Genomic DNA, 8,977 nt, shown 5'->3' with positions numbered 1-8,977 from the left:
GTACAGAATCGAACGCTTCATAGGCGGCATCAAAGTTGCCCGCCTGCGTTAAATATATGCCTAAGTAGTTAAACACTTCAGGCATATCTGGTCTTATAGACAGCGCTTGCGAAAAATCGTTCCGCGCTAATGCCCGCAGACCTAAACTATCATACAACACTCCGCGCTCATATAACAGCTGTGCGCGTTCATCATCGGTGAGAGCGCGACTGGCAAGTATTTGTTCCATGCGCGCCAGTATCACTTCCTGCTGCAGTGTGGGCTGTAACGGCACTGCAAGAACTTCGTTCTTACGCCAATTGGAGTTGCTGCATCCTGCCAGCGTTAAAGCTGTCGCAACAAAACACCAGCGCAGAAAAGGCTTCATTTCCCACTCCCGAATACAAACATTGGGATAACCATCCTGTCATCCGCCTGCTGTGCACAAGGATTCCCGCCCTCGCGATGACACAAACGCCCCTCTCTGCCAGGCAAAGAGGGGCAAATCAGCAACGACTTATTCAGCGGCAGGTGTGGTCACCGCTGCAGCTTCTTCAGCCTGCGGCTTAGATTCTGTCGCTTCTTTGATGCTCAGACGTACGCGGCCCTGGCGATCGACTTCCATCACCTTCACCGGCACTTCCTGACCCATCTGCAGATAGTCAGTCACTTTCTCAACGCGCTTATCGGCGATTTGCGAAATGTGAACCAGACCTTCTTTACCACCGCCGATGGCGACGAAGGCACCGAAGTCAACGATACGGGTCACTTTACCACTGTAAATGCGGCCCACTTCGATCTCTGCGGTAATCTCTTCGATACGACGGATCGCTTCTTTCGCTTTCAGACCATCGGTCGCAGCGATTTTCACAGTGCCGTCATCTTCGATTTCGATCGTTGTGCCGGTCTCTTCGGTCAGTGCACGGATCACTGAGCCGCCTTTACCAATCACATCTTTGATCTTGTCAGAGCTGATCTTGATGGTGTAAATGCGCGGTGCGAATTCAGAAATCTCAGTACGTGGCGTGCTGATAGCCTGTTCCATAACGCCCAGGATGTGCAGACGCGCACCCTTAGCCTGGTTCAGCGCTTCCTGCATGATTTCACGCGTGATGCCTTCGATTTTGATGTCCATCTGCAGCGCGGTGATACCTTCACGGCTACCGGCTACTTTGAAGTCCATGTCGCCCAGGTGATCTTCGTCGCCCAGGATGTCAGACAGAACCACAAACTTCTCATCTTCTTTCACCAGACCCATTGCAATACCTGCAACAGCGGCTTTGATTGGCACACCCGCGTCCATCAGCGCCAGTGAGGCACCGCAGACAGAGGCCATTGAAGAGGAGCCGTTAGATTCGGTGATTTCAGACACCACACGCACGGTGTAAGGGAAATCTTCCGCCTTTGGCATAACCGCTAACACACCGCGTTTCGCCAGACGACCGTGACCAATTTCACGACGCTTCGGCGAACCGACCATGCCGGTTTCACCGACAGAGTACGGAGGGAAGTTGTAGTGGAACAGGAAGCTGTCAGTGCGCTCGCCCATCAGCTCATCCAGGTTCTGCGCATCGCGGGTGGTACCCAGCGTTGCTGTTACCAGCGCCTGCGTCTCACCACGGGTGAACAGGGATGAACCGTGAGTACGTGGCAGCACGCCAGTACGCACGTCCAGACCACGGATCATATCCTTTTCGCGGCCATCGATACGCGGCTCGCCGTTCAGGATACGGGTACGAACAACATTCTTTTCCAGGCTATGGACGATGTCGCTGATTTCAGCGCTATCCAGCGTCTCATCTTCAGCCAGCAGCGCTGCAATGGTTTCGTCTTTGATGACGCCAACCTGCGTGTAACGCTCCTGCTTGTCGGTGATGCGGTAAGCATCGCTGATGCGCGCTTCTGCCAGTGCAGCAACGCGTGAAATCAGTGGGGTGTTGGCGGCTTCTGGCTGCCAGTCCCAGCGTGGTTTGCCCGCTTCAGCAACCAGCGCATTGATGTTTTCAATTACCACCTGCTGCTGATCGTGGCCAAAGACCACGGCGCCCAGCATCTGCTCTTCTGACAGGATCTCAGCTTCAGATTCCACCATCAGAACGGCATTCTGCGTACCGGCAACCACCAGGTCCAGACGAGACTGTTTCAGCTCATCTGCTGTCGGGTTCAGAACGTATTGATCGTTGATGTAACCAACACGCGCAGAACCGATTGGGCCATTGAACGGCAGACCCGAGAGTGACAGCGCGGCAGAAGCACCGATCATAGCAACGATGTCAGGATGAACCTGTGGGTTTACAGAAACCACGGTCGCAATGACCTGAACTTCGTTAACGAAACCTTCCGGGAACAGCGGACGAATCGGGCGGTCAATCAGACGCGCAATCAGCGTTTCGCCTTCGCTTGGGCGGCCTTCACGACGGAAGAAGCTGCCTGGGATACGACCAGCAGCGTAGGTACGCTCCTGATAGTTCACGGTCAGTGGGAAGAAGTCCTGACCGGGTTTAGTTTTTTTCTGGCCGACGACAGTGACGAACACCGCGGTATCGTCCATGCTCACCATAACAGCAGCAGTCGCCTGGCGCGCCATCATGCCGGTTTCCAGCGTGACGGTATGTTGACCATATTGGAATTTGCGTACGATCGGATTCAGCAAAATCAAAGTCCTTAACTTCGGGGCAAGGCTATCTGTAGCCCGCCATTGATTACCAATCTCCAGCTGCATCCTCGCGACTAATGACAACCCTCGACCGCCCCTGCGGTAAAGCCTCTCATTAGCCGCGCGAAATTCTGCAAACTAAAGATCACACTAAGCAACAATACATCAGTTTGGCCCGGATTGCTGCCGATTGCTCAAAAAAAGGGGCCATAAAGGCCCCCTTTTCATGAAACTCGCACAAATCTGATCGTCTGCTGCACGCCGCGTTAATCGCTGCATGACGCCCTGACGACCCGATTTTTCAGACTTAGCGACGCAGACCGAGGCTTTCGATCAGGCTGCTGTAGCGCGCAACGTCTTTACGCTTCAGGTAGTCCAGCAGCTTACGACGCTGAGATACCATGCGCAGCAGACCGCGACGGCTGTGGTGGTCTTTTTTGTGCTCAGAGAAGTGACCCTGCAGATGGGTGATCTGCGCGGTCAGCAGGGCAACCTGAACTTCAGTTGAACCGCTGTCGTTAGCACCACGGCCATATTTAGCAACGATCTCTGCTTTAGCTTCTACGCTTAGAGACATAATAAACTCCGGTATAAAATGAATGTATGGGTGCCGATCTCTAATTCAGCATCCCGCTTTTAAAGCCGCGCTATTCTACTCTGCGCCCGATAGCAACGCAAATGCCCCATCAGCGAAAAGTGAAGGCGCGACTTAATCCTGATACTCCACCACTAAGCGACGGGGTGCCAGACGGCCATCGTCGGCAATTTCAGCCATCCCGATGAACTTACGCGCCTCACCTTCGGACACCCTGACCAGCCCCTGCGCGGGCGCCTGACTGGCCTGAACCGGCTGACCCTGGCGGAAAAACGCAGCCACGGCAGGCGGGATGTTCACTTCCGGGAAATCGGACGCAGGACTGTCCATTGGCAACAGCAGCGGATCGAGCTGCGTTTCCAGAGGAATGCCGGCTTCTGTCGCTTCCGCCAGCAGGGTGTTGAGCTGTTCCAGCGTCACCATCCTTTCATACGGATAACGGGCAACCTGAACGCGACGCAGCATGATGACATGCGCTCCGCATCCCAGCTTCTCACCGAGATCGTCGATAATGCTGCGGATATAGGTGCCTTTCGAGCAGTGAATTTCCAGCTCCAGCTCGTTATCCTGCCAGCGAATAAACTGCAGTTCGTAGACCGTGATTGGACGCGGTTCACGCGCAATCTCAATGCCCTGACGCGCATATTCATACAGGGGACGTCCCTGATGCTTTAGCGCCGAAAACATTGAGGGCACCTGCAGAGTCTCACCGCGGAAGCTCTCCAGCGCGCTGTCGAGGTCGGCCTGACTAAAGGTGACCGGACGCGTCTGAACGAGGTTGCCATCGGCATCTGACGTGTCGGTCCGCTCACCCAGCCGCGCAATGACGCGGTAGCGCTTGTCGGAATCCAGCAGATACTGTGAAAACTTGGTCGCTTCACCCAGGCAGATCGGCAGCATGCCGGTTGCCAGCGGGTCAAGCGCGCCGGTATGGCCTGCGCGGTTAGCGTTAAAGATCCGCTTCACCTTCTGCAGGACATCGTTCGACGAGACGCCTTGAGGCTTATCCAGCAGCAACACGCCATGGACGTCGCGGCCGCGACGACGCGGACGACTCATTACGCCTCCTCGTCATCGCCGGTGGCGTCAGAGCCACGGCGCTCGGCATCGTTTTTCACGACGCTTGTGACGAGATTGGACATGCGCATCCCTTCAACCAGGGAGTTGTCGTAGAAGAACGTCAGCTCCGGCACGATACGCAGACGCATCGCTTTACCCAGCAGAATGCGGATGTAGCCTGACGCTTCTTTCAGCGCTTTCAGACCCTGTTTTACCGCGTCCTCATCCTGGTCATTCAGGAAAGTGACGAACACTTTTGCGTAGGCGAGATCGCGTGACACTTCAACGCCTGACACGGTGACCATCATGCCCAGACGCGGATCTTTGATCTCACGCTGCAGGATCATCGCAATCTCTTTTTGCAGCTCTTGTGATACGCGCTGCGGGCGACCAAATTCTTTCGCCATCATTATTTCTCCCAAATAATTCGGGAGGCCAGAGGCCTCCCAAATTGCAACACATCAGCAGTCGATTACTCGATGGTGCGTTTAATTTCGATGATTTCAAACACTTCGATCATATCGCCAACGCGAACGTCGTTGTAGTTCTTCACGCCGATACCGCACTCCATGCCGTTACGCACTTCGTTAACGTCATCTTTAAAGCGACGCAGGGATTCCAGCTCGCCTTCGTAAATCACCACGTTATCACGCAGGACACGGATTGGGTTGTGACGCTTGATGTTACCTTCCGTCACCATACAACCGGCAATCGCGCCAAACTTCGGTGATTTGAACACGTCGCGGACCGCAGCCAGACCAATGATCTGCTGTTTGTACTCTGGTGCCAGCATGCCGCTCATCGCCGCTTTTACTTCGTCAATCAGGTTATAGATGACGGAGTAGTAGCGCAGATCCAGGCTTTCTGCGTCAATGACGCGACGCGCAGAGGCATCGGCACGCACGTTGAAGCCCAGGATGATGGCGTTAGAGGCAGCCGCCAGGGTTGCATCGGTCTCGGTGATCCCGCCCACGCCTGAACCAACAATCTTCACCTTCACTTCGTCGGTAGAGAGTTTCTGCAGGGAGTCGGAGATCGCTTCCACAGAACCCTGAACGTCCGCTTTCAGTACGATGTTCAGTTCAGACACTTCGCCTTCGGTCATGTTGGCAAACATGTTCTCAAGCTTAGATTTCTGCTGGCGAGCCAGTTTAACTTCGCGGAATTTGCCCTGACGATAGAGCGCCACTTCACGTGCTTTCTTCTCGTCACGTACCACAGTCGCTTCATCACCCGCAGCCGGCACGCCAGAGAGGCCCAGAATCTCAACCGGGATAGACGGACCCGCTTCCATGACTTCACGACCCAGTTCATCGCGCATTGCACGAACACGGCCATATTCGAAGCCACACAGGACGATGTCGCCTTTGTTCAGCGTACCTTCACGAACCAGCACGGTTGCAACCGGACCGCGACCTTTGTCGAGGAACGATTCGATAACCACGCCGCTCGCCATGCCGGCACGGATAGCCGTCAGCTCCAGGACTTCCGCCTGCAGCAGGATAGCGTTAAGCAGGTCATCAATGCCGGTACCCGCTTTCGCAGAGACATTAACGAACATGTTTTCGCCGCCCCACTCTTCCGGAATGATTCCGTACTGGGTCAGTTCGTTTTTAACGCGATCCGGATCCGCTTCTGGCTTATCGCACTTGTTCACCGCAACCACAACCGGCACTTTGGCCGCTTTGGCGTGCTGAATAGCTTCGATGGTCTGAGGCATCACGCCATCGTCTGCGGCAACGACCAGGATAACGATATCGGTCGCCTGCGCACCACGTGCACGCATCGCGGTAAACGCGGCGTGGCCCGGGGTGTCCAGGAAGGTGATCATACCGTTGTCAGTTTCAACGTGGTAAGCACCGATGTGCTGAGTAATGCCGCCCGCTTCGCCAGAGGCGATTTTGGTCGAGCGGATATAGTCCAGCAGTGAGGTTTTACCGTGGTCAACGTGACCCATGATGGTAACCACCGGCGCGCGAGCTTCCTGCGCGGCATCGGTGTCACGATCGTCCATTACCGCCTCTTCCAGCTCGTTTTCACGACGCAGGGTCACTTTGTGGCCCATCTCTTCTGCGACGAGCTGTGCGGTTTCCTGGTCGATGACCTGGTTAATGGTCGCCATCGCGCCCATCTTCATCATCGCTTTAATGACCAGAGAACCTTTCACCGCCATTTTGTTCGCCAGTTCGGCTACGGTGATGGTTTCGCCAATCACAACATCGCGGTTCACGGCCTGAGCGGGTTTGTTGAAGCCCTGCTGCAGTGCGCTTGGTTTACGATGTTTGCCACCTTTACCGCCACGAACCTGTGCACGCGCTTCTTCGCGGTCAGTTTTCGCTTCGGAATGTTTGTTGCCTTTTTTCGCCGGACGCGTTGCTTTCGCCGTGGTACGCGCACGCGCACGGCCAGCTTCTACCTGACGGTCGTTTTCATCTTCCGCCTGACGGGCATGGGTTGAAGTGGTGACGTGATAGTCGCCTTTATCCTCTTCTTCCGGCTTTTCCCACTCGGCTGATTTCTCTTCAGCCAGACGGCGGGCTTCTTCGGCTACGAGGCGGGCCGCCTCTTCGAGCTTACGGCGAGCTTCTTCTTCCGCTTTACGCTTCAGTTCAGCTGCTTCAGCTTCGCGACGGGCTTTGTCAGACTGCGCAGCCCTGGTCACTTCGTCGGTAGGTTGATTTGTCACTTTGTCATTTTCCGCTGCTGCACGTTTGGCCTTCTCAGCGGCTTCGCGCCTGGCTTTATCTTCGGCTTCACGTTGCGCTTTCTGTTCAGCTTCGCGACGGGCTTTCTCTTCAGCCTCGCGTTGCGCCTGCTCTTCCGCTTCACGCTGCGCCTCGGCTTCAGCTTCTGCCTGAGCTTGCTCAGCCTCTGCATCACCCTTCACATAGGTACGCTTTTTGCGGACTTCAATTTGCACCGATTTACTTTTACCCCCGGTGCCTGGAATATTCAAGGTGCTGCGCGTTTTACGCTGCAGCGTCAGCTTAGCTGAACCGACCTGGCCGTGTTCACGGTTCAGATGAGATAGTAAGGTTTCTTTCTCTTGCTGGGTCACGGCGTCATTTTCAGACTTAGGGATCCCCGCATCAGCAAATTGCTGTACCAGGCGATCGACCGGAGTCTGAATTTCTGCGGCCAGCGATTTTACGGTTACATCTGTCATGCTGTTCCTTCCTGTTATTACGCGTCATCGCCGAACCAGCAGATATTACGTGCGGCCATAATCAGCGCGCCGGCTTGTTCATCAGACAGGCCTTCAATATCCGTCAGATCGTCAACACCTTGCTCAGCGAGATCTTCCAGCGTGCAAACGCCTTTCGACGCCAGGCGGAACGCCAGCGCACGATCGAGACCTTCAAGGTTCAGCAGGTCCTCAGCAGGATCCTGATTACCAAGGCTCTCTTCTTTCGCCAGTGCCAGGGTGGTTAACGCATTTTTTGCTCGTTCACGCAGGGCTTCAATGGTCTCTTCGTCGAGGCCGTCGACTTCCAGCAGCTCGTTGATAGGCACATAGGCCAGCTCTTCCAGCGAGGAGAAGCCCTCTTCCACCAGTACGGTGGCGAACTCTTCGTCGATGTCGAGATGTTTCGTGAACATATCGATCGCTGCATGCGCTTCAGCCTGATGCTTAGCCTGCAGATCATCGACGGTCATCACGTTCAGCTCCCAGCCACTCAGCTGTGATGCCAGACGCACGTTTTGGCCGTTACGGCCGATCGCCTGAGCCAGATTGCCAGCTTCGACGGCGATATCCATGGTGTGGTTATCTTCATCAACCACGATTGACGCCACATCGGCCGGGGCCATGGCGTTGATAACAAACTGCGCCGGGTTATCGTCCCAGAGCACGATATCGATACGCTCGCCGCCCAGTTCGCTGGAAACAGCCTGAACACGCGCGCCGCGCATGCCCACACAGGCACCCACCGGATCGATACGTTTGTCGTTGGTTTTGACTGCAATTTTCGCACGCGAACCCGGATCGCGGGCAGCGGCTTTAATTTCAATCAGTTCTTCGCCAATTTCTGGCACCTCAATGCGGAACAGTTCGATCAGCATTTCCGGTTTGGAACGCGTTACGAACAGCTGCGCGCCACGCGCTTCCGGGCGAACGGAGTAGAGCACGCCACGGATACGGTCGCCTGGACGGAAGTTTTCACGCGGCAGCATGTCTTCGCGCAGAATGACCGCTTCAGCATTGTTGCCTAAGTCGAGGGAGATGTTGTCGCGGTTAACTTTCTTCACCACGCCCGTGATAATTTCGCCTTCCTGCTCACGGAACTGATCAACCACCATTGCGCGCTCAGCTTCGCGCACTTTCTGCACGATAACCTGCTTAGCGGTCTGGGTGGTGATACGGTCAAAGGTGACCGATTCAATCTGATCTTCGACATAATCGCCCAGATTGAATGCTTCATCTTCGAAGCGGGCCGCATCCAGCGTGATCTCGCGCGTCGGCTGAGTCACCTCTTCTACGATTTCCCAGCGGCGGAAAGTATCGAAGTCGCCACTGCGGCGATCAATGCTGACGCGTACCTCAATTTCCTGCTCGTACTTTTTCTTGGTCGCAGTCGCCAGCGCGCTCTCCAGCGCTTCGAAGATTTTCTCACGCGGCAGGGCTTTTTCGTTAGAAACGGCTTCTACAACAGCTAAGATCTCTTTGTTCATCCTGGTTAGCCTCAATC

Annotated in this window: 6 protein-coding genes and 1 pseudogene; all 7 read right to left on the bottom strand. The window is 55.2% G+C overall.

Annotation, left to right across the window (positions count from 1 at the left end; all coding sequences use genetic code 11):
- Nucleotides 1–367 (bottom strand): annotated as a pseudogene (locus CKF42_RS19090) (lipoprotein NlpI); the annotation flags it as partial.
- 129 nt (nt 368–496) lie between these two features.
- Nucleotides 497–2,632 carry a polyribonucleotide nucleotidyltransferase gene (gene pnp / locus CKF42_RS19085; protein WP_058957631.1) on the bottom strand — a complete coding sequence of 712 codons (2,136 nt, stop codon included), beginning with the start codon at nt 2,630–2,632 and terminating at the stop codon, nt 497–499.
- A 310-nt stretch (nt 2,633–2,942) separates the two neighbouring features.
- Nucleotides 2,943–3,212 carry a 30S ribosomal protein S15 gene (gene rpsO / locus CKF42_RS19080; protein ID WP_003851063.1) on the bottom strand — a complete coding sequence of 90 codons (270 nt, stop codon included), beginning with the start codon at nt 3,210–3,212 and terminating at the stop codon, nt 2,943–2,945.
- Nucleotides 3,213–3,344: 132 nt separating this feature from the next.
- Nucleotides 3,345–4,289, bottom strand: a complete 945-nt coding sequence (gene truB / locus CKF42_RS19075; protein WP_058957632.1) for a tRNA pseudouridine(55) synthase TruB — start codon at nt 4,287–4,289, stop codon at nt 3,345–3,347.
- Entirely contained in the window at nt 4,289–4,696 is a 408-nt protein-coding gene (gene rbfA, locus CKF42_RS19070; protein WP_009092407.1) for a 30S ribosome-binding factor RbfA, read from the bottom strand. The genes truB and rbfA overlap by 1 nt, the downstream gene beginning before the upstream one ends.
- A gap of 65 nt (nt 4,697–4,761) precedes the next feature.
- Complete coding sequence (gene infB / locus CKF42_RS19065) at nt 4,762–7,455, bottom strand: translation initiation factor IF-2 (protein ID WP_009092409.1); 2,694 nt, start codon at nt 7,453–7,455, stop codon at nt 4,762–4,764.
- 17 nt (nt 7,456–7,472) lie between these two features.
- On the bottom strand, nt 7,473–8,960 hold the full coding sequence (nusA, locus tag CKF42_RS19060; protein WP_009092410.1) for a transcription termination factor NusA: 1,488 nt from the start codon (nt 8,958–8,960) through the stop codon (nt 7,473–7,475).
- Nucleotides 8,961–8,977 lie beyond the last annotated feature (17 nt).

Source organism: Pantoea sp. ARC270, assembly GCF_003236725.1.
In the GTDB taxonomy this organism is placed as follows: domain Bacteria; phylum Pseudomonadota; class Gammaproteobacteria; order Enterobacterales; family Enterobacteriaceae; genus Pantoea; species Pantoea anthophila.
This window is presented reverse-complemented; position numbering and strand designations above follow the sequence as displayed.